This is a genomic window from Corallibacter sp., from assembly GCF_048381695.1.
GTDB classification, from domain to species: Bacteria; Bacteroidota; Bacteroidia; order Flavobacteriales; family Flavobacteriaceae; genus Corallibacter; species Corallibacter vietnamensis.
In genome coordinates, this window is the sequence record NZ_JBLXHI010000002.1 from 543,632 (window position 1) to 561,998 (window position 18,367).

Sequence of the window (18,367 nt, forward strand, 5' to 3'; positions counted from 1 at the left end):
CCAATACACTACTCCATGAGTTTGTATTGGTTTTTTGTTTTAGCTAAATACTTGTCCAAATATGTCTAACGACTTGGTTTTTTTAAAACCACCGATATGTAACTCGTAATAAAGTAATAACATATTCAAAAATGACTGACGTTGTTCTGACTTTAATTTTATACTACTAACAGTATCAAAAGTTGCTGCCAGTAAATGTTTTAAAACATCAACATTTTTGCCTGATATACTGTAGTTTCCAACTTCTATACTTTCAAAAGTTCCTGTTTCTAAATTAAAAAAAGGTTTGTCATTCTGCTTTGGCAACTCTGGGTAAAAACCCAAATATTTTGTGAGCTTTACTAAAAAAAGTAAATGAAAGTTAGCGTATTCTTTTTCTGTATCAAACCATAAAAGAGCCGTTTCTAGAAAACTATATAGTGTCTGATTCTTTTCTTCTTCTTTTAAAGCTAAAGACAATATTTCAGCTACAAACATGGTTACTGCACTTTTAATAACATGAGAATGTAAAGACTGATAGACATTATTAATTTTCACATCTTTGATATAATGCAAAGACTTATTTTTTCTGTAGTCTTCTTCAATTAACAATTGAGATAAAGCTTGAAAATAAGCTACTTTAGAAGTTCCTTTTTTACTTTTTAAAACACCCGGCAACAAGTAGCTAACAACACCTCTATTAAGCGTGTAACATTTTACAATTAAATCGTTGTCTCGGTATTTAATTTTTGATAAAACTATTGCTTGTGTAGAACCTAACATTAGCGAACAACCATGACTTTTAAAACCTTGGTCTCAAAGGAGTCTAAATCATAAAGCATTATTAAATAAACACCTGAAGCAACGACATTATTTGATAAGTTTTTTCCGTTCCAAAACGCTGTTCCACCATCAATCTCTAAATTATAACCTTTATATCTTAAATTGACTTTAGATTGCGCTTCAGCAACCAAATTACCTTCTATATCTGTAATTTTGATGTTGATATTATCTGATATTCCTTTTATTTTTACTTTCTCTTGTGTGATATTGAAGGTAGGTCTTACCGGATTTGGATACACATAAGCCTCTTCAATACTTTCTTGAGTTTCAGATCCGCCTGCCTGAAAAGAAACAAGTCCTTTGTCTGTTGCAAAATAAACACGACCGTTAGAGCTATCTAAAGCAACATTAACAACATTATTTGATGGTAATGGAGAGTTTTCTTTAGTAAAATGATATAATGTTAATTGAGCATCTGCAGAAAAATAAAAAACTCCAGACCCTACGGTTGATATCCATTTGTTGTTTGAACCATCAACCTCTATATCTGTAACAAATGTTCTAAATAATAATTCCTTTGGAACACCATCTTCTAAAATAATGATTTCTTGTACACTTGCATTATCATCAGTAAAGATACTTCCTGTATTATACAATACCCTTAATCCACCTGTTGTTCCTACCCAAACTTGATTTTGCTTGTCTACGGCAACACTTGTCACATAATTAGAAGGCATATTATTCTCTAAATCTTTAATACTTGCAAGCAGCTGATTCCCTCCATTATTATTGAAAGCTATCAAACCGTAATTATAACCACCTATCCATTTAGTATTATTATTATCAATGTCAATATCACTATATCCCCACTCACCTTCTAAAGGGTCAGCGATTAAACTACTAAAATTGTAACTACTCCACTCTCCAGTTGAAGGATCATAAGATTTTAAAGGCCTTTCTACCCTCGCTGTCATTGTCCATAAAACACCATTAGTATCAAAAATTGAAGCACCTGTACGTATTGAGACATAGTTTGGGGCTGCAGGAACAACTAAACTTTCTAAACCACTATTCTCTTGATTGTATAAAATAGTTGGTAAATCATCATTGACCTCCAATAAACCATCGTGAAAAGAACTAATAAAAACTTGATTGGTGTTAAAAGGATTGACAGAAACTTCACTTAAATTTCTAGCATTAAGCACACTATCAAAAGGAACATTTACCCAACTTTCTTCGTTTAAATGACTAAATCCATATGATTTTAAAGGTGATGGGTTGTATGTTAAATTATGATCCCCATAAACAACCCAAAGGTTATTAGGAGAAGCTTCTATAGAAAAAGAAGCATTCATTAAAGGCCCATTAGGGTGTAACTCTTGAAATTCAGTTGGCGCATTTAACGACACATTTAAAACACCGAAGTCTTTTGTGCCTATATATACATTTTCTGCAACTACTGTAGCAGATGTAAAATCTGTAATAAAAGGGTCACTTACCGATATTTGAGAAATAAGGGTAAAATTTATATCGTAAACAAACACGTTGTTTACCGTTGTTACAACTAAATAGTTTTCTGTAGCTCTAACATCTAGTGGTAAATCATCATATCTTACCAATAGATTCATTGCGTTATCTATAATCTCAAAGAAACTTCTATCTGCTCTAGAAAGAAATAATTTTTCTTGCATTGCCTGTACAGCTCTATAGTTACCGCCTCTAAATGTTTCCCATTCTTGATAATCAATTAAATCATCACTAGTTACTAATGCTCTTTTAAGACCATTAGCATCTAAACAAGATGCGTAAATAAAACCATTAAAAACAGTGGTTTGTGTCACTCTTATTTGAGATCCTCCATTACCTATAAAATAGGTGTCTCCAAATTCTAAACGGCTTAAATCATAAACAGAAATACCATAATCTGTTGCTATATATAAAAACTCTTGGTATTCATTAAAATGATTAATTATCTTGCTTCCTGGAGGAATTGTAGGTTTTTCTAAAATATCAATAACTGTTAATACGTCATCATCATTATCAAATACGATATCCATCAACCCATTTTCATAACCAACAACCAATAACTCGTAAGCTTCGCTATAATGTATTTGAGATATCGCTTCTCCCGACAAACCATTAACGGTTGTTAAGGTTTCTATTTCTTGAGTTTCGGTATCATAAACAAAAATGGCATTTTCAGAAGCTGCATAAAGTTTGTTTTGGTTTTGAGTAACATCTTTAATGTTTAAGTATGAAAAATGCTCATCCCATAGAGCAGAATAATCTTGAGAAAAATTAACTAGTGGAATAAAAAAAATGAAAACAAGAATAAGCTTTTTAAACATATGACTTTTTTTATGCATTCAAATATATTTATAACTAACGACTTAAAACGAAAAATAATATAATTTTAAAACGAAAAAAGCTTCCTAATTATTTAGAAAGCTTTTTTTAAAGTTATTTTATAATAAAGAACTACACAACGCCTTGTGCAAGCATAGCGTCAGCTACCTTAACAAAACCAGCAATGTTAGCTCCTTTTACATAATCTACGTAACCATCTTCTTGTGTACCATAAGTAACACATGAAGCATGGATATCATCCATAATTTGGTTTAATTTAGCATCAACTTCTTCTCTTGTCCAGTTGTAACGCAATGAGTTTTGACTCATCTCCAATCCTGAAGTTGCTACACCTCCAGCATTTGAAGCTTTACCTGGAGAGAATAAAATTTTAGCCTTGTGAAATACCTCAATCGCTTCTGGAGTTGTTGGCATATTAGCTCCTTCAGCTACTGCGATAACACCATTATCAACTAAAGCTTTTGCTTCTTGTTCATTTAATTCGTTTTGTGTTGCACATGGCATTGCTACATCACAGTTTACAGACCATGGTCTTTCTCCTTTATGAAATGTAGCTGATGGATATTTGTCTAAATACTCACTTATTCTACCACGCTTTACATTTTTTATATCTTGAATATGTGCTAATTTTTCAGCATCAATTCCGTCTTGGTCATAAATATAACCTGAAGAATCAGACATTGTTACAACTTTACCACCTAATTCAGTTGCTTTTTCACATGCATATTGAGCAACATTTCCAGATCCTGAAATAACAATAGTTTTTCCGTTTAATGTATCATTTTTTGTTGCTAACATATTCTTTGCAAAATATACACAACCATATCCTGTTGCTTCAGGTCTTATTAAAGAACCTCCAAAAGAAATCCCTTTTCCTGTTAACACACCAGTAAATTCGTTTCTTAAACGTTTATACTGACCAAACATGTATCCTACTTCACGACCTCCAACACCTATATCTCCTGCAGGAACATCAGTATTTGGACCTATATGACGGAATAACTCGTTCATAAATGATTGGCAAAAACGCATTACCTCATTATCGCTTTTTCCTTTTGGGTCAAAGTCACTTCCTCCTTTTCCACCACCCATTGGCAATGTTGTTAGTGAGTTTTTGAATACTTGCTCAAAACCTAAAAACTTAAGAATACTTAAGTTTACAGATGGATGAAAACGAAGTCCACCTTTATATGGTCCTATTGCTGAATTGAATTCAACTCTAAAACCTCTATTTACCTGGGTGTTTCCTTGATCATCAATCCAAGGCACTCTAAAAATAATAGTACGCTCAGGCTCTACCATTCTCTCAAGTAACATTTTATTTTGATACTTTGGGTTGTTCTCTATAAATGGAATTACTGTTTCAGCTACTTCATGAACAGCTTGTAAAAATTCTGGTTCATGACCATTTTTTTCTTTTACAATCTCTAAAAACGCTTCTATTTTTTGTTTCATTTTTTATTATTTTGAAGAAATCTTAATTTCTTAAACATTAATGCTGCAAATATACATTATCTTTAAAAAATAAAATGGTTTTTTTTATAATTCGCAATTGCAAAATTTTTTTTAAAATTCTATATTGATTGTATGTTATCTTTTCATATAATTGCTTTGCTTTTAATATTTTATATTTGGTAGGTTATTGGGTTTTTTTATATTTGTTTAATAATGCTCTAAACCATTGAAATTAGCACTATGTTTAACTACAGGCCTTTACAACTAATAGTATTCCTACTTATTGGAGTTTATTCAGGATTTTCACAATTAGGATTTTCACATGAAATTGGAGCTATAGTCGGCCCTGTTCAATTTAGATCTGATTTTGGTGAAAGAGCAAATGATCGTAACAACTTTGGAAATTCTGGATTTGGAATTGGTATTGTTCACTACATCAACTTTTCTTATCGTGCTGATTGTAATTGCTACTCTACAGACACTTATTTTAATGATCACTTTAAGTTACGAAGTGAACTTTCATACAACAAAACAAAACTAGAACACTACGGAGAATGGGTTGCCCCAGATAAAACAAGTGCTAATGCTGATAAATTAAGAGCACATACTGGAGAAGCCAATAATTTTGACATCGGGATGCAATTAGAATACTTCCCTTTTAGTATTAGATCTTTTCAGGCATTTAGTTATAGAATTGCTCCTTTTGTTAGTCTTGGTGTGCATTACACATCATACAACCCTAAAGCTTATACTTCTTATGGAAACTCTAACATTAATAATGCCAATAACTTTTACTCATATTGGGATCCTGGATCAATAAACCCTGATTCTGGAAGCACGTGGTCTTTAGTAACAAGTATTGGTGCTCGCTATAAGCTTACACCTCTATCTGATTTAATGCTAGATTTAAGATGGCAATATTATGGTAGTGATTGGATTGATGGTTTTGATCACCAGTTATCTTCAAACAAACACAACGATTGGTTAGTTTGGTTAAACTTTGGATACATCTATTATTTAGATTAAAATATTAGAAAAGCATAATAAAAAAGCCAGAACTTTAGGGTTCTGGCTTTTTTGTTTACTTATTATTTAAGTTATCCTATTGCTTGTTTTAAATCATCAAGCAAGTCATCAATATCTTCAATTCCTACACTTAGTCTAATTAAAGAATCTACAACACCTGTTTTTTCTCGCTCTTCTTTTGGGATACTCGCATGCGTCATACTTGCTGGATGGCCACATAGAGATTCTACACCACCTAAAGACTCTGCTAGTGTAAATATTTTTAATTTTTCTACAATTTTGATAGCCTCTTCATAATTATTCCCTTTTGTTGTAAAAGAAATCATTCCTCCAAAATCTTTCATTTGAGATTTTGCTACCTCATGGTTAGGATGACTTTCGAATCCTGGCCAATATACATGCTCTACCTTTGGGTGAGAAGCTAAATATGTTGCAACAGCTTTACCGTTTTCACTATGACGCTGCATGCGAATATGTAGTGTTTTTATGCCTCGTAATACTAAAAAACTATCTTGAGGACCACAAACAGCTCCACTTGCATTTTGAATAAAATATAATTTATCAGCAAGTTCTTTATCTTTTACAACTAAAGCGCCCATTACAACATCACTGTGTCCTCCTAAATATTTAGTTGCCGAATGCATAACAATATCAGCTCCTAAATCTATTGGCTGCTGTAAATATGGTGTTGCAAATGTATTATCAACAGCTAATAATAAATCATGCTTTTTTGCAATAGTTGAAACCGCTTTAATGTCAATAATATTCATCATTGGGTTTGTTGGTGTTTCTACCCAAATAAGCTTTGTTTTATCAGTAACATATGATTCTATATTATCTGCATTTTGCATACCTACAAAATGAAACTTGATACCAAATTTCTTAAAAATTGATGTAAACAATCTGTAAGAACCACCATACAAATCATTTGTTGAAATTACTTCATCACCAGGTTCTAATAGTTTTAACACAGCATCAATGGCTGCTAGCCCAGAACCAAAAGCCAATCCGTAGTTTCCATTTTCTATACTTGCAAAAGCATTTTCCAAGGCTTGACGTGTTGGGTTGTGCGTTCTTGAGTACTCAAAACCTTTATGTCCACCTGGTGTACTTTGTGCATATGTTGATGTTTGATAAATTGGTGGCATAACTGATCCATAAGCTGGATCATGTGTTTGACCTCCATGTATTGTTTTTGTGTTAAATTTCATCTATTAAATTATTTTTTGTGGTTTTTTATTTATTAAACTATTGAATTACAGGAATTAAAAAAACCTAAAACATTCTATAACATATTTAGCACAAATCTATGGTTTAATTCGCTGTATTCAAAAGCAATATGTATCTTTAACATCGTATTAAGTCTTCTAGTTATGCGTTATAAATTTATCTTGTTTTTAGTTGTTTTATTTAGTGTCGTTTTCTCTTGTCAAGAAGAAACTTCATTAACATTTAATGCCGTTAACGTAACTACTAACAATACTGATATTGTTGAAATAAATATTATAGAAGCCACTGGAAATGAAACAGTCTCTAACAACATAAATTCACAAATTACTAAAACCGTTGTTTCTTCTTTACATATTGGAGATCCAGACTCAAAAACGGAAACATCAATTGAAGAAAGCGTTTCTAATTTTAATAATGCGTTTGAGGCTTTTAAAGCTGACTTTCCAGAAACACCACAAGTTTGGGAAGCCCAAATAGATGGTGAAGTTATGTATCAATCACCTAACGTAGTATCTATAGCAATGACATCCTATACAAATACAGGTGGCGCTCACGGTATAGTTGTAGTGTCGTTTCTTAACTTTGATGCCAAAACAGGTAATTTAATTGAAAATGATGCCTTAATAAATGATTTAAGCGAATTTAAAGAACTTGCTAAAACCTATTTTAATCAAGAGATTGAAGGAAAACGCGATTTATACTTTGAACCTGAAAATTTCACACTTCCAGCAAATATTGGTTTTAATGATGATGGCTTAATATTACTATATAACAGTTATGAAATTGCTCCCTATTCAACAGGGCTTACCGAATTTACAATTCCATATGAGACAATTGAGAGTTATTTAAACTTTAAATAGCACGAAGTAACGCTAGCACATATCCAAAATGCAATCCTTCATGAAATAACGCAAACTGCAAAGCTTCCTCTACGTTATTTAATGTATTTCCTGTTGTAGAAACCGTATATGGTTTAAAATTTTTAAAAGCTCCTTTTTTATAATCTATTTCTGTTTGTTGCAAAGTAGAAAACAGTAATGAAGCGATCTCATTAACGTCTTTTTGAGTTACATCTTTTTCTGGTTTTGTCCCTTTCATGTAAGCACTTACCAATGATTCACTTATAGTAGGTTTTAAACCTGACAATTTATAAATAAGTACTTGTTCAGTAACAATAATATGGCCAATATTCCAGATAATATTGTTATTAAATCCTTTAGGAATTTTGTTTAAATCCTCTAAAGATTGTTCTTCAATAATTTTTTTAAAAAAAGCTCTTGTTTTTGAAAAGACATCAAATGTGAAATCCATAAATTTAATTTTCAATAAAGATACTTTAAACCATATAAATACTGTTATTTTGCAGTTAAATTTATTTCTGAAACGAAACTATTATTAAGCCATGAATAAGATTTATTATTTAAAAACCTGTAATACCTGCACAAGAATTATAAAGGAGCTTAATCTTCCTTCTGATGTTGTACTTCAAGATATTAAATCTGAACCTATTACTGTTAAGCAACTTGATGACATGGCAAAACTTGCTGGAAGCTATGAAGCACTTTTTAGCAAACGTGCCAAGCTATATAAAGAAATGGATTTAAAAAATCAGGAGCTTACTGAAAAAGATTACAAGCACTACATTTTAGAACACTATACATTTTTAAGTCGTCCTGTACTTATTTATAACAATTCGATTTTTATAGGAAATTCAAAAAAAGTAACTGCCTTGGCTAAAGAAGCTATTCATGGATAGAAAACGTATTTTTGCTTTAATAGCAGCTTTTTTAGTTCAAGTACTCTATGGGCTAAATTTCACATTTGCAAATGATGTCATTGATGGTGGCTTTATAAAACCTTTTGGTTTTATTTTAATTCGTGTCGCTGGAGCTGTTGCTCTGTTTTGGATTTTAAGCTTCTTTACAAAAAATGAGCGTATTGATAAAGAGGATTATCTAAAACTATTCTTGGCCTCAATATTTGGCATTGCTTTAAATATGCTTACGTTTTTTAAAGGTTTAGAATATACAACACCTATTCATGCTTCTGTAATAATGACTGTGACTCCTATTGTTGTGTTAGTCTTATCGTCTGTTTTTTTAAAAGAACGCATTACAATATTAAAAATTTTAGGCATCATTCTTGGCTTTTTTGGGGCCATTGTACTATCGTTATACGGCAAGTCGTCTCAAGTTGGAGACAATATTTTACTAGGCAATTTATTAGTTTTTATAAATGCAACATCGTATAGTATATATATTATTTTAGTAAAAAAACTAACCGAAAAATATCATCCGTTTACTTTTATTAGGTGGTTATTTTTGTTTGGATTAATCTTGGTTATACCTTTTGGTTATGGCGAGTTTACTGAAATAAATTGGGAATCTTTTGATGCTTACATTATCTTTTCAGTAGCTTTTGTAATTATTGGAGCAACATTTTTAACTTATTTATTAAACCCGTTATCATTAGTACATCTCAAAGCTTCAACCGTAAGTACCTTTTTATACTTACAGCCCGTTGTTGCAGTGATTTTTGCATTATTGATGGGAAGCGATAGCTTTGATTTAGTAAAAGCCATTGCTTCAGTTTTAATATTTTCAGGAGTATACTTGGTTACTAAAAAACCAAAATTACAAGCTTAAGTCTTGAGGCACTTTATTATGCCTTCTTGTATCTTCTTTTGTAAGTACTTTAAAATGTTTAGCTCTAGGAAAAGTCTCACTTGCTTTATGCAATTCTTCTGGTAAAGCCGTTAGTTTACGCGTTTTTAAGTCTATCCAAGCCCCTAACATTTCGCAATGCGCCAAGTGTTGACCTTTATGGTTGTAAAAATTATGATCAAACTGAAAAAAAGTTCCGTCTTCACTCAAACCTGAAACTTCTAAAGTTACCGTAATTGGCTGTCCTAAAAATGCTTCTTTAAAATAAAACATGTGCTCATAAAAAACCACTGGACCAATATTAAATACTGCCAACTCTTTCATAGTAAACCCTTTTTCTATTAAAAAAGCCATACGCGCATGACTCATAAAGTTGGTATAAGCACTATTTGCTAAATGCCTGTTAGCATCTACATCACTCCAACGTATTTCAAATTGTTTTTTAAACATCTTTTTTTCAAATTTAAGTATCAAAAATACAAATATTTGCTGTGCGCGCATAATATAAATTAACTGTTTTCTAAACCTTTGGTTTTAGTTACCTTTGCATAACTTATACAATTTAATTTATGATACACTCAATGACAGGTTATGGTAAATCTGTGTTACAATTACCAACAAAAAAAATATCTATCGAGATAAAATCGCTTAACAGCAAAAATCTTGATGTGAATGCCAGAATGCCTTCTGTTTATAGAGAGAAAGAATTAAGCTTAAGAAAACTTATTGCCAACAAGTTAGAACGCGGAAAAATAGATTTTTCTATTTATGTTGAAATTACTGGAGAAGAAACCACAACACAAGTAAACAAAACCGTTGTAAAGCAATACATGAACCAATTACGAGATGTTGTTGCTGGTGATGAAACCGAACTCTTAAAAATGGCTGTGCGTTTTCCTGATGCATTAAGTACAGAGCGTGATGATATTGATGATGATGAATGGAACGCAATTTTAAACGAAGTAAATACTGCCCTAAACCATATTTCAACTTATAGACTAGATGAAGGCAAAGTGCTAGAGGCCGATTTTAAAGAACGTATTCAACGTATTGATGACTTGTTAGAACAAGTTATCGCTATAGACCCTGAACGTATAGATGGTGTTCGTGAACGTTTACGCAAAGGCGTTGAAGAACTAAAAGAAAAAGTTGATGAAAATCGTTTTGAGCAAGAATTAATATTCTACATAGAAAAGTTTGATATCACCGAAGAAAAGGTACGCTTAAAAAACCATTTAGAATACTTCATAAAATCGTTAAATTCTAAAGATTCTAACGGAAAAAAACTAGGTTTTATAAGTCAAGAAATTGGTCGTGAAATTAATACCATTGGCTCAAAAAGTAATTATGCGCCAATGCAAAAACTAGTTGTGCAAATGAAAGATGAATTAGAGAAAATTAAAGAACAACTTTTAAACGTATTATAAGCATGACTAAAGGAAAACTTATTGTTTTTTCGGCACCTTCAGGATCAGGAAAAACAACTATTGTAAGGCACTTATTAGGTATTGACAACTTAAATTTAGAGTTTTCAATTTCTGCAACATCTAGAGAAAAACGTGGCGAAGAAGTTCATGGTAAAGACTACTATTTCTTATCAGCAAAAGAATTTAAAAATAAAATAAAAAATGATGCATTTTTAGAGTGGGAAGAAGTTTATCGCGATAATTTTTATGGCACTTTAAAAACCGAAGTTGAACGCATTTGGGCAACAGGAAAGCATGTTATTTTTGACATTGATGTTTCTGGAGGTCTCCGTATAAAACGTAAATTCCCTGAAGAAACACTTGCTATTTTTGTAAAACCACCAAGCATTGACGAGCTTAAAATCAGGTTAAAAAAGCGTCAAACTGAAAGTGCTGACAAAATAAATATGCGTATTGCTAAAGCCAGTGCCGAACTTGCAACAGCACCGCTATTTGATGTTATTATTGAAAATGACAATCTAGATAAAGCACTTGCTGAAGCTGAAACACTTGTTGGTAATTTTATAAACACTGATTGCCAATAAAAATGAAAGTAGGTTTATATTTCGGAACTTTTAATCCTATACATATAGGGCATTTGGCCATTGCAAACCACATGGCTGAAAACAGTGATTTAGACCAAGTATGGTTTGTAGTTACGCCTCATAGCCCTTTTAAAAAGAAAAGTTCTTTGTTAGATAATCACCATAGATTTGAAATGGTTTATCTAGCAACCGAAACCTACGATAAATTACAGCCTAGCAACATTGAGTTTAACCTACCTCAACCTAATTATACTGCAAATACATTAATTCATCTAGAAGAAAAATATCCTAATCACACGTTTTCTTTGATAATGGGTGAAGACAACTTAAAAGGGTTTCATAAGTGGAAAAACTATGAGGTTATTTTAGAAAGATATCACTTATACGTTTACCCAAGAATTTCTGAAGGCAAAATAGAAACACAATTCAACAATCATAATCATGTGCATTATATAAAAGCACCTATTATGGAAATATCTTCTACCTTTATTAGAAATGCTATCAAAAAAGATAAAAACATCAGACCGCTTTTATCTGAACCTGTTTGGAAGTATATTGACGAAATGAATTTTTACAAATAATTTTTTTAATTCATGACTAAAAAAAGCCAACTTAAAAGTTGGCTTTTATATATTAAATAAGCTATTCAAGTTTAATCTAAAGCAGGAATACGTAATACTTGTCCTGGGTAAATTAAGTCTGGATCTTTAAGCATAGGCTTATTTGCTTCAAAAATCACAGGATATTTCATCGCGTTACCATAAAATTTCTTTGCAATTTTTCCTAATGTATCGCCACTAACCACAGTGTGGAATTGCGCTTCTGGCTCTGGGTTTTCAACCGTCATTTGATCATCTACAGTAGCAATTCCATTGGTGTTTCCTACAACCAAAATCACTTTTTCTTTAGTTGTTTGGTCATATGCAGCACCAGAAATAGTAGCTGTATCATCATCTATATGTACTTTTAGGTTTTCAACCTCAAGTCCTAAATCACTAATTGTTTCTTCTAGATTTCTTGCTGCGGCTTCTTCTGCTTTTAATTCGGCTGCAGCTGCTTCAGCTGCTTTTTCTGCAGCTTCTTCTGCATCTGTTTTTCCAATACCAAATACTTTTGCTCCCGCATTTTTAATAAATGAAAATAGTCCCATAATGTTTGTTTTTAAGTGTTAATGTTTATTGTTAATATGTTTAAAAAATCTATGTTTTAATCTTGCTTTTAAAGGTTATTAATATAGTAAAAAAAGAACGCACTTCACATTTTTTATTATGTAAAAAGTACGTTCTTAACTAACCAACCAAAAATTATTTCTCTCTTGTATTTTCTCTTAAGTTTTCTGTTTTAGATGTTTTTTGTTTACGTTTTTTTAGCGTATCAGTTTGTTTTCCTTGTGCGTTTTTCATGAACTGAATATAACCTCTACCTGTAAATTGATATGTAGTTCCTGAAGAAGGATGATACAACTCAACACGCTGATCATTTATAACGCTTAACTCAAAGTGCTCGTTTGCAAAATAATCGTAATCTAGCGTCAATGTTTTTAAGTACATATTACCAGAAATGTTTCCTACGCCATAAACACCTGTGTAATCCCAATATATATTATTTGGGTTTGAAATATTCATATCTTGAGAGCTTCTAAACTCTGAATCATTACCTCCGGCTAAAAACTGTAAATAGTTTTCATTATCAAACTCATTTAATGCACCTGTTTGACTTGTATATGTTTTTTCCCATGCTTCATATTCTTGTAAGAAATAATGAATGTTATCATAAAACACAAAATCATAATCAAACGTACTACGCTGATAACCATTTAAAAAATATGATGTGTCGTTATATGGATTATATAACTCAATTGTATTATAATCTACTTGATAAACATCAAACGTTTGATACCCATCTATATCGTGATATACATCTAGAATCATATTGTAAGCATCATAATCTCCTACAGCAATACCATAACCATTACCTTGACTACCAAAACCAACTAAATTGTTATTGGCATATAATGTTCCGTTTCTAAAAGAAACTGTAAAGGCTATTTGTAAAAAAGGTGTTTCTCCATAACCTGCTGTTTGGTTTATATCTACATACCATAACTCATACGAGTTAAGCATTTGATTTAAAGAAACTGTTTGTGAAGGACCTGGATTATAATTATAATCATCATAAATAACCTCTTCATGGTAGCAAGAAGTAAATAACAAAGTAATTAAAGCAAACCCTGAAAGTAATTTTATCGTTTTCATAATCCATTATTTTAAAAAGTTATTACTTATGGCAATTCAAATTGCGTGCCAAAAAACTAAATGATTGATATTCAGATAACAATAAGAATTTATAATTTATGTACTTTTGAAATTCATTTGTATGAATAAAATTTATGAGTACACCTATAAAATATGCCGTTTTTGGAGCCGGAAGTTGGGCAACAGCTATTGTAAAAATGCTATGCGAAAACCTTGATGAAGTTGGTTGGTATATGCGTAGTGCTTACACTAAAGAACACTTACTAAAAGAACAGCATAACCCAAGCTATTTAAGCTCTGTAGAGTTTAAAACCGAACAGCTTAAGTTAAGCAACGATATTAATGAAATGGCAAATTATGCTGACGTGCTAATATTTGTTATCCCATCTGCTTTTATGCACTCTGAATTAGAAAAGCTTTCTGCCGATGTTTCTAAAAAAACCATTGTTTCTGCAGTAAAAGGTATTATTCCAGAGTCTGGATTACTCGTTGGTGAGCACTTTCATGATATTTACCACATTCCTTTTGAAAACATCGCGGTTATTGCTGGGCCTTGCCATGCCGAAGAAGTTGCTTTAGAGCGTTTATCATATTTAACTATTTCATGTGCTGATGCCAGTAAGGCCAAAGCCATTGCAAAAAACCTGTCAAGCGACTACATAAAAACAAAAATCAGTGATGATGTTATTGGTACTGAATATGCGGTGATGCTAAAAAACATTTATGCTATTGCTGCCGGAATTGCTCATGGTTTAGGTTATGGAGATAATTTTCAGAGTGTCTTAATGAGTAATGCCATAAGAGAAATGAAACGCTTCATAAAAAAAATGCATAAAATGAAACGTAACATTAATAACTCAGCTTATTTAGGTGATTTATTGGTTACTGGATACTCCGTTTTCTCTAGAAATCGCATGTTTGGGAATATGATTGGTAAAGGTTACACCGTAAAATCTGCCCAAATGGAAATGAATATGGTAGCCGAAGGTTATTACGCCACTAAAAGTGCCCATTTATTAAACGAAAAGAACAAAAAGAAAACCCGACTTCCTATTATAGATGCTGTTTATAACGTGCTTTATGAAGGTAAAGATGCTAAAAAAGTCTTTCAAAAATTAACAGAGAAGTTGGATTAGCGATTTTTTTGCTCGAATAAATGGTTGAAGCATTAAATAAAATCAGTGTGTTTTTTAAAAAAGACTTTAAGAAAAAATTTATTGTCTTTGTTTCAATACCTCTTTTATTAAGTACTTTACTTTCTATTGATTGTTTTTTGTTGCCTAGTTATAAAGAGACTGATCATATATCCCAAGTATATTATATTACAATATCGAATAGTGGTGTAGGAAGGGCTTCAAGAAGATCACAAACGGTAGGTCATAAATACCTAACTCAAAAAGGTTATTCCTTTTCAACGCAAAAAGGTAGAGTTATAGAAACCGAAATCACTCTTCACATATCGCCTATTTTTAAGTTAGTAAAAAAAGTGACTGCAAAAAATAGAAAGATCAGAGTAAATTCTGGAATGCAAGGCATTAATTTGCTCTTTTTAATTGGTTGCATGCTAACAGTAATAACATCTCTTATATATATTTTTATTATGAAAGAGATTAGCAAAAACGCAAGGTTAAACTTAATTTTTGTGAATTTGTTTATTTTTATTCTATGGACAATTGTTATTATCCAGTTTGGGGTTTAATGTGTTCCTACTTCACCAAAACACCTTTCACTTGCATTAGCGGAATGTTTTGTAATGCTTTTTCATTAATCGTGTTTTTTCTAAACAAATAAGTTTTATCAAACATTTGATTTCCTTCAAAAAATGTCACTTTAAACTGATTGTTAAGCGCAAACAATTCCTCTTGCATGAGCTCTATTTTGGCATAGCTCTTTTTAGGAAGCGTATCTAGTTTTTTTCTAAATGTAGATGTTATTTTATCACCAGAGTAGCCATTGGTTACTATTAAAACAACGTCTAAATCAACGTCTTTATCATTTATAATATAAGCGTTCCAGTCTTGAGTTTTATAAATATCATTATACTCATGAACTACCGCTACATAAACACCTTCTACTTTTGGGATTTCAATATCTTTTTTCATGCTACAAAAATAGCAAACTATTCAAAATAAGAGTTTGAATAATTTGGTTTTGTAATGCCTCTTAAACTGTACACTATAAAATGATTTAGAAGATCTTTATTTGAGTATATTTCAAATAAATTATTTTTTTTGAGTGCTATTTCTTCAAATCTTTTAAAATAAATATCACAAAATAGTTCTAGGTTTATTCCATGAACTAAAAGCTCTTTTTCTTGAGCTATTTTTAACAGATTGAAAACTCTATTTTTTACAAAATCGTCACGAAAATCATCAAAAACTTTATTGGAACAAGGATAGTATTTACGAAGACCAAATATAAAAGCTGGCTTAAAGTATTTTAGGTGCTCAAAAGCTTTTTGATACATTAAAATTACACATACAATAGGATCTTGTTCTTCTTTTATCAAGTGCTCTAATGCATACTTGTATTCATGTATTAAATGATGAATACTTGCTGTTACCAAGTCTTCTTTACTAGGGAAGTATTTGTAAATTGTTTTTTTAGAAATACCCAATAAGGCAGCAAGCTCATCCATGGTGAACCTTTTGCTGCCAAATTGGGTAAATTTCTCGGCTGCGAACGTTATAATTTGTTCTTTGCCTATCATAGCTAACTTAAACTAACACTATTTTTTTATTTCCATCCGCCGCCAAGGGCTTCGTATAAATTCACAATACTTAATAATTGCTGTAGTTTATTATCTATAACGTTAAGCTCTGCATTTAATGCGCTTTGTCTTGCCGTTAATAAATCTAAATAGTTTGCAAAACCGTTTGCTAATAATTCTTCAGAATTAGCTTCAGCATCTCTTAAGGCTTGCACTTCATTTAATCTAAAGGTTACTTTTTCTGTTTCAGCATTGTAAGTATAAAGTGCGTTAGACACTTCATTTCCTGCTGTTAACAAAGTCTTTTTAAAGTTTAAAAGTGCTTGCTCTTGTTGTGCTTTTGCTACTTCATGTTGCGTTTTAATATTACGTCTATTAAAAATAGGTTGTGCTAATCCTCCTACAATGTTAGCAAACAATGAGTTGGCACTTAACAGCTCATCTAATTCTAAACTTTGAAATCCTCCTGAAGCTGTTAATGTTAATGACGGATAGAAGTTACTACGTGCAACATTGGTCATTTCAAAGGCTTGTACAAGTCCGTATTCAGATGCCATAACATCTGGACGGTTTCGTAATAATGTCATAGGAACTCCCAGTTTTATATCTGCATCAAAACTTTGAGCATCTAATACACTACGTGATATTTCTCCTGAAGGTTTTCCTAATAAGAGATTTAATGTGTTCTCTGTTCTAAAAATAGACGCTTTAATATCAATCAATAAAGCTTTAGCGTTATTATATTGCGCTATGTTTTGATCTACCGCAACTTGTGTAACTTGACCAGCATCTTTTAATGCTTTGATAGTAATTACGCTGCTATCTCTTGCTGCTATAGTTTTTTCAGTTATTTCTAATTGTGAATCTAAAGCTAACAATTGGTAGTATGTAGAAGCAATTGCAGAAACCAACTGTGTTTTTACTGCTTGATGTGCTGCTACACTTTGTAAATAGCTTGCTTCACCTGCGCGCTTATTACTTCTTATTTTTCCCCAAATATCTGCTTCCCATGATAAACTACCTGAAAGTTCATATTGATCTAGAGAAGAAAATAACGACCCAAATTGACTGTTTGATGATAATTCTTGATGTGTCATTTGAGCATTCGCGCTTAACGTTGGTAAATAACCTGCTATACCTTGTTTCATGTAGGCTTCGGCAGCTGCAATTTGCTGAATAGCCACACGAATGTCTAAATTATTTTGAAGACCTTCTTCTATGTACTGCTTCAAGTAGGTATCAGCAAACATATCTTTCCAAGATATATCAGCCATAGATATACTATCTTGAGGCAAGTTATCGGTTCTATATAGGCTGTCTGCTGTTTCTTCTAGTTCTGGACGCGTGTATTCTTTTGCCACAAAGCAACTTTGTAATACAAACGCCATAAATACTATAACAGCCGTTTTATGTAAATATGGATTTTTTATAAATTTCATTTTACTGTTCTTTTGTTTCAATTACTACTGGTTTACTGGATACTTTTTCTTGTAGCCATTGGAATAGAATAAATAGAATAGGAATTACAAATACACCTAAAATGGTTCCTATAAGCATACCACCTGCTGCACCTGTTCCAATTGAGTTGTTTCCTTCTGCTCCAACACCTTTAGCTAGTACTAGCGGCATTAAACCTAATATGAAGGCAAACGATGTCATTAAAATAGGACGTAAACGTGCTTTAGCTCCATGTATAGCAGCATCTACTAAACCTTCACCATTTTTTCTACGCTGCAGAGCAAATTCTACAATTAAGATGGCGTTTTTAGCCAACAGCCCAACCAACATTATCAAGGCGATTTGGAAATAGATATTATTTTCCAAGCCCATCATTTTTGTTGAAAAGAAGGCTCCAAATACACCCAATGGCAATGAAAAAATTACAGCT

Annotated in this window: 21 protein-coding genes; 9 read left to right on the forward strand and 12 right to left on the reverse strand. The window is 31.8% G+C overall.

The features are described from left to right. Positions 1 to 39: 39 nt before the first annotated feature. The 3 genes from recO to gdhA all read right to left on the reverse strand — a co-directional run bounded on the left by recO (position 40) and on the right by gdhA (position 4,584). Positions 40 to 762 (reverse strand): DNA repair protein RecO, encoded by a 723-nt coding sequence (gene recO, locus ACN5J3_RS06180; protein ID WP_418511142.1) that lies wholly within the window; start codon positions 760 to 762, stop codon positions 40 to 42. Continuing rightward, on the reverse strand, positions 762 to 3,110 hold the full coding sequence (locus ACN5J3_RS06185) for a two-component regulator propeller domain-containing protein (RefSeq protein WP_418511143.1): 2,349 nt from the start codon (positions 3,108 to 3,110) through the stop codon (positions 762 to 764). The genes recO and ACN5J3_RS06185 overlap by 1 nt, the downstream gene beginning before the upstream one ends. A gap of 130 nt (positions 3,111 to 3,240) precedes the next feature. Continuing rightward, positions 3,241 to 4,584 carry an NADP-specific glutamate dehydrogenase gene (gene gdhA, locus ACN5J3_RS06190; RefSeq protein ID WP_418508684.1) on the reverse strand — a complete coding sequence of 448 codons (1,344 nt, stop codon included), beginning with the start codon at positions 4,582 to 4,584 and terminating at the stop codon, positions 3,241 to 3,243. Positions 4,585 to 4,824: 240 nt separating this feature from the next. Here gdhA and ACN5J3_RS06195 point away from each other — a divergent pair, with 240 nt between their 5' ends. After that, entirely contained in the window at positions 4,825 to 5,610 is a 786-nt protein-coding gene (locus ACN5J3_RS06195) for a THC0290_0291 family protein (RefSeq protein ID WP_418508685.1), read from the forward strand. A 71-nt stretch (positions 5,611 to 5,681) separates the two neighbouring features. Here ACN5J3_RS06195 and ACN5J3_RS06200 read toward each other — a convergent pair whose 3' ends face one another. Then, positions 5,682 to 6,821, reverse strand: coding sequence for a cystathionine gamma-synthase (locus ACN5J3_RS06200; protein WP_344726693.1), 1,140 nt, complete (start codon positions 6,819 to 6,821; stop codon positions 5,682 to 5,684). Between the two features lie 162 nt (positions 6,822 to 6,983). On the opposite strand from ACN5J3_RS06200, the gene ACN5J3_RS06205 reads away from it, so the two are divergent. Further along, positions 6,984 to 7,700 carry a DUF3298 and DUF4163 domain-containing protein gene (locus ACN5J3_RS06205; protein ID WP_418511144.1) on the forward strand — a complete coding sequence of 239 codons (717 nt, stop codon included), beginning with the start codon at positions 6,984 to 6,986 and terminating at the stop codon, positions 7,698 to 7,700. On the opposite strand, the gene ACN5J3_RS06210 is transcribed toward ACN5J3_RS06205, so the two are convergent. Beyond that, a complete protein-coding gene (locus ACN5J3_RS06210; RefSeq protein WP_418508687.1) occupies positions 7,693 to 8,151 on the reverse strand; it encodes a DinB family protein in 459 nt (152 codons plus the stop codon). The two genes, ACN5J3_RS06205 and ACN5J3_RS06210, sit on opposite strands and share 8 nt — an antisense overlap. Before the next feature lie 91 nt (positions 8,152 to 8,242). On the opposite strand from ACN5J3_RS06210, the gene ACN5J3_RS06215 reads away from it, so the two are divergent. Next, complete coding sequence (locus ACN5J3_RS06215) at positions 8,243 to 8,596, forward strand: arsenate reductase family protein (RefSeq protein ID WP_344726699.1); 354 nt, start codon at positions 8,243 to 8,245, stop codon at positions 8,594 to 8,596. Then, positions 8,589 to 9,485 carry a DMT family transporter gene (locus ACN5J3_RS06220; RefSeq protein WP_418511145.1) on the forward strand — a complete coding sequence of 299 codons (897 nt, stop codon included), beginning with the start codon at positions 8,589 to 8,591 and terminating at the stop codon, positions 9,483 to 9,485. Before ACN5J3_RS06215 ends, ACN5J3_RS06220 begins: the two co-directional genes overlap by 8 nt. Here the strand turns inward: ACN5J3_RS06220 and ACN5J3_RS06225 are convergent. Continuing rightward, positions 9,474 to 9,953, reverse strand: coding sequence for an acyl-CoA thioesterase (locus ACN5J3_RS06225; protein WP_344726703.1), 480 nt, complete (start codon positions 9,951 to 9,953; stop codon positions 9,474 to 9,476). The two genes, ACN5J3_RS06220 and ACN5J3_RS06225, sit on opposite strands and share 12 nt — an antisense overlap. Positions 9,954 to 10,072: 119 nt before the next feature. Between ACN5J3_RS06225 and ACN5J3_RS06230 the strand changes: the two genes are divergently transcribed. From ACN5J3_RS06230 to nadD, 3 genes are read left to right on the forward strand one after another with little or no spacing between them, the layout of a single operon-like run. Beyond that, the gene (locus ACN5J3_RS06230) at positions 10,073 to 10,930 is read left to right on the forward strand and encodes a YicC/YloC family endoribonuclease (protein WP_418511146.1); all 858 of its coding nucleotides are present in this window, start codon (positions 10,073 to 10,075) and stop codon (positions 10,928 to 10,930) included. Positions 10,931 to 10,932: 2 nt separating this feature from the next. Beyond that, entirely contained in the window at positions 10,933 to 11,514 is a 582-nt protein-coding gene (gene gmk, locus ACN5J3_RS06235; RefSeq protein ID WP_344726707.1) for a guanylate kinase, read from the forward strand. A 2-nt stretch (positions 11,515 to 11,516) separates the two neighbouring features. Further along, positions 11,517 to 12,095: a nicotinate (nicotinamide) nucleotide adenylyltransferase gene (gene nadD / locus ACN5J3_RS06240; RefSeq protein ID WP_418511147.1), complete on the forward strand. Its 579-nt coding sequence runs from the start codon at positions 11,517 to 11,519 to the stop codon at positions 12,093 to 12,095. A 71-nt stretch (positions 12,096 to 12,166) separates the two neighbouring features. Here the strand turns inward: nadD and lysM are convergent, their stop codons facing one another. Together lysM and ACN5J3_RS06250 are read right to left on the reverse strand one after the other, a co-directional pair. After that, complete coding sequence (gene lysM / locus ACN5J3_RS06245) at positions 12,167 to 12,664, reverse strand: peptidoglycan-binding protein LysM (RefSeq protein WP_417290496.1); 498 nt, start codon at positions 12,662 to 12,664, stop codon at positions 12,167 to 12,169. 154 nt (positions 12,665 to 12,818) lie between these two features. Beyond that, positions 12,819 to 13,769 (reverse strand): nicotinic acid mononucleotide adenyltransferase, encoded by a 951-nt coding sequence (locus ACN5J3_RS06250; protein WP_418511148.1) that lies wholly within the window; start codon positions 13,767 to 13,769, stop codon positions 12,819 to 12,821. Between the two features lie 134 nt (positions 13,770 to 13,903). On the opposite strand from ACN5J3_RS06250, the gene ACN5J3_RS06255 reads away from it, so the two are divergent. Both ACN5J3_RS06255 and ACN5J3_RS06260 read left to right on the forward strand, forming a co-directional pair. Further along, complete coding sequence (locus ACN5J3_RS06255) at positions 13,904 to 14,905, forward strand: NAD(P)H-dependent glycerol-3-phosphate dehydrogenase (protein WP_344726717.1); 1,002 nt, start codon at positions 13,904 to 13,906, stop codon at positions 14,903 to 14,905. A 20-nt stretch (positions 14,906 to 14,925) separates the two neighbouring features. Next, a complete protein-coding gene (locus ACN5J3_RS06260) occupies positions 14,926 to 15,468 on the forward strand; it encodes a hypothetical protein (RefSeq protein ID WP_418511149.1) in 543 nt (180 codons plus the stop codon). Between the two features lie 7 nt (positions 15,469 to 15,475). Here ACN5J3_RS06260 and ACN5J3_RS06265 read toward each other — a convergent pair whose 3' ends face one another. The 4 genes from ACN5J3_RS06265 to ACN5J3_RS06280 all read right to left on the reverse strand — a co-directional run. After that, positions 15,476 to 15,871 carry a hypothetical protein gene (locus tag ACN5J3_RS06265; protein WP_344726721.1) on the reverse strand — a complete coding sequence of 132 codons (396 nt, stop codon included), beginning with the start codon at positions 15,869 to 15,871 and terminating at the stop codon, positions 15,476 to 15,478. Positions 15,872 to 15,888: 17 nt separating this feature from the next. Then, complete coding sequence (locus ACN5J3_RS06270; RefSeq protein WP_418511150.1) at positions 15,889 to 16,479, reverse strand: TetR/AcrR family transcriptional regulator; 591 nt, start codon at positions 16,477 to 16,479, stop codon at positions 15,889 to 15,891. Between the two features lie 26 nt (positions 16,480 to 16,505). After that, complete coding sequence (locus ACN5J3_RS06275; protein WP_418511151.1) at positions 16,506 to 17,918, reverse strand: efflux transporter outer membrane subunit; 1,413 nt, start codon at positions 17,916 to 17,918, stop codon at positions 16,506 to 16,508. Position 17,919: 1 nt separating this feature from the next. After that, positions 17,920 to 18,367, reverse strand: a 448-nt coding sequence (locus ACN5J3_RS06280) for an efflux RND transporter permease subunit (RefSeq protein ID WP_418511152.1), incomplete at its 5' end; no start/stop codon positions are given.

Bases quoted from the DNA above. Each gene is read 5' to 3' on its own strand.
- ACN5J3_RS06195 (WP_418508685.1), top strand. From the start codon at position 4,825: ATGTTTAACTACAGGCCTTTACAACTAATAGTATTCCTACTTATTGGA.
- ACN5J3_RS06250 (WP_418511148.1), bottom strand. From the start codon at position 13,769: ATGAAAACGATAAAATTACTTTCAGGGTTTGCTTTAATTACTTTGTTA.
- lysM (WP_417290496.1), bottom strand. From the start codon at position 12,664: ATGGGACTATTTTCATTTATTAAAAATGCGGGAGCAAAAGTATTTGGT.
- ACN5J3_RS06265 (WP_344726721.1), bottom strand. From the start codon at position 15,871: ATGAAAAAAGATATTGAAATCCCAAAAGTAGAAGGTGTTTATGTAGCG.
- recO (WP_418511142.1), bottom strand. From the start codon at position 762: ATGTTAGGTTCTACACAAGCAATAGTTTTATCAAAAATTAAATACCGA.
- ACN5J3_RS06200 (WP_344726693.1), bottom strand. From the start codon at position 6,821: ATGAAATTTAACACAAAAACAATACATGGAGGTCAAACACATGATCCA.
- ACN5J3_RS06185 (WP_418511143.1), bottom strand. From the start codon at position 3,110: ATGTTTAAAAAGCTTATTCTTGTTTTCATTTTTTTTATTCCACTAGTT.
- ACN5J3_RS06215 (WP_344726699.1), top strand. From the start codon at position 8,243: ATGAATAAGATTTATTATTTAAAAACCTGTAATACCTGCACAAGAATT.
- nadD (WP_418511147.1), top strand. From the start codon at position 11,517: ATGAAAGTAGGTTTATATTTCGGAACTTTTAATCCTATACATATAGGG.
- ACN5J3_RS06225 (WP_344726703.1), bottom strand. From the start codon at position 9,953: ATGTTTAAAAAACAATTTGAAATACGTTGGAGTGATGTAGATGCTAAC.
- ACN5J3_RS06260 (WP_418511149.1), top strand. From the start codon at position 14,926: ATGGTTGAAGCATTAAATAAAATCAGTGTGTTTTTTAAAAAAGACTTT.
- gmk (WP_344726707.1), top strand. From the start codon at position 10,933: ATGACTAAAGGAAAACTTATTGTTTTTTCGGCACCTTCAGGATCAGGA.
- ACN5J3_RS06270 (WP_418511150.1), bottom strand. From the start codon at position 16,479: ATGATAGGCAAAGAACAAATTATAACGTTCGCAGCCGAGAAATTTACC.
- ACN5J3_RS06230 (WP_418511146.1), top strand. From the start codon at position 10,073: ATGATACACTCAATGACAGGTTATGGTAAATCTGTGTTACAATTACCA.
- ACN5J3_RS06220 (WP_418511145.1), top strand. From the start codon at position 8,589: ATGGATAGAAAACGTATTTTTGCTTTAATAGCAGCTTTTTTAGTTCAA.
- gdhA (WP_418508684.1), bottom strand. From the start codon at position 4,584: ATGAAACAAAAAATAGAAGCGTTTTTAGAGATTGTAAAAGAAAAAAAT.
- ACN5J3_RS06275 (WP_418511151.1), bottom strand. From the start codon at position 17,918: ATGAAATTTATAAAAAATCCATATTTACATAAAACGGCTGTTATAGTA.
- ACN5J3_RS06210 (WP_418508687.1), bottom strand. From the start codon at position 8,151: ATGGATTTCACATTTGATGTCTTTTCAAAAACAAGAGCTTTTTTTAAA.
- ACN5J3_RS06205 (WP_418511144.1), top strand. From the start codon at position 6,984: ATGCGTTATAAATTTATCTTGTTTTTAGTTGTTTTATTTAGTGTCGTT.
- ACN5J3_RS06255 (WP_344726717.1), top strand. From the start codon at position 13,904: ATGAGTACACCTATAAAATATGCCGTTTTTGGAGCCGGAAGTTGGGCA.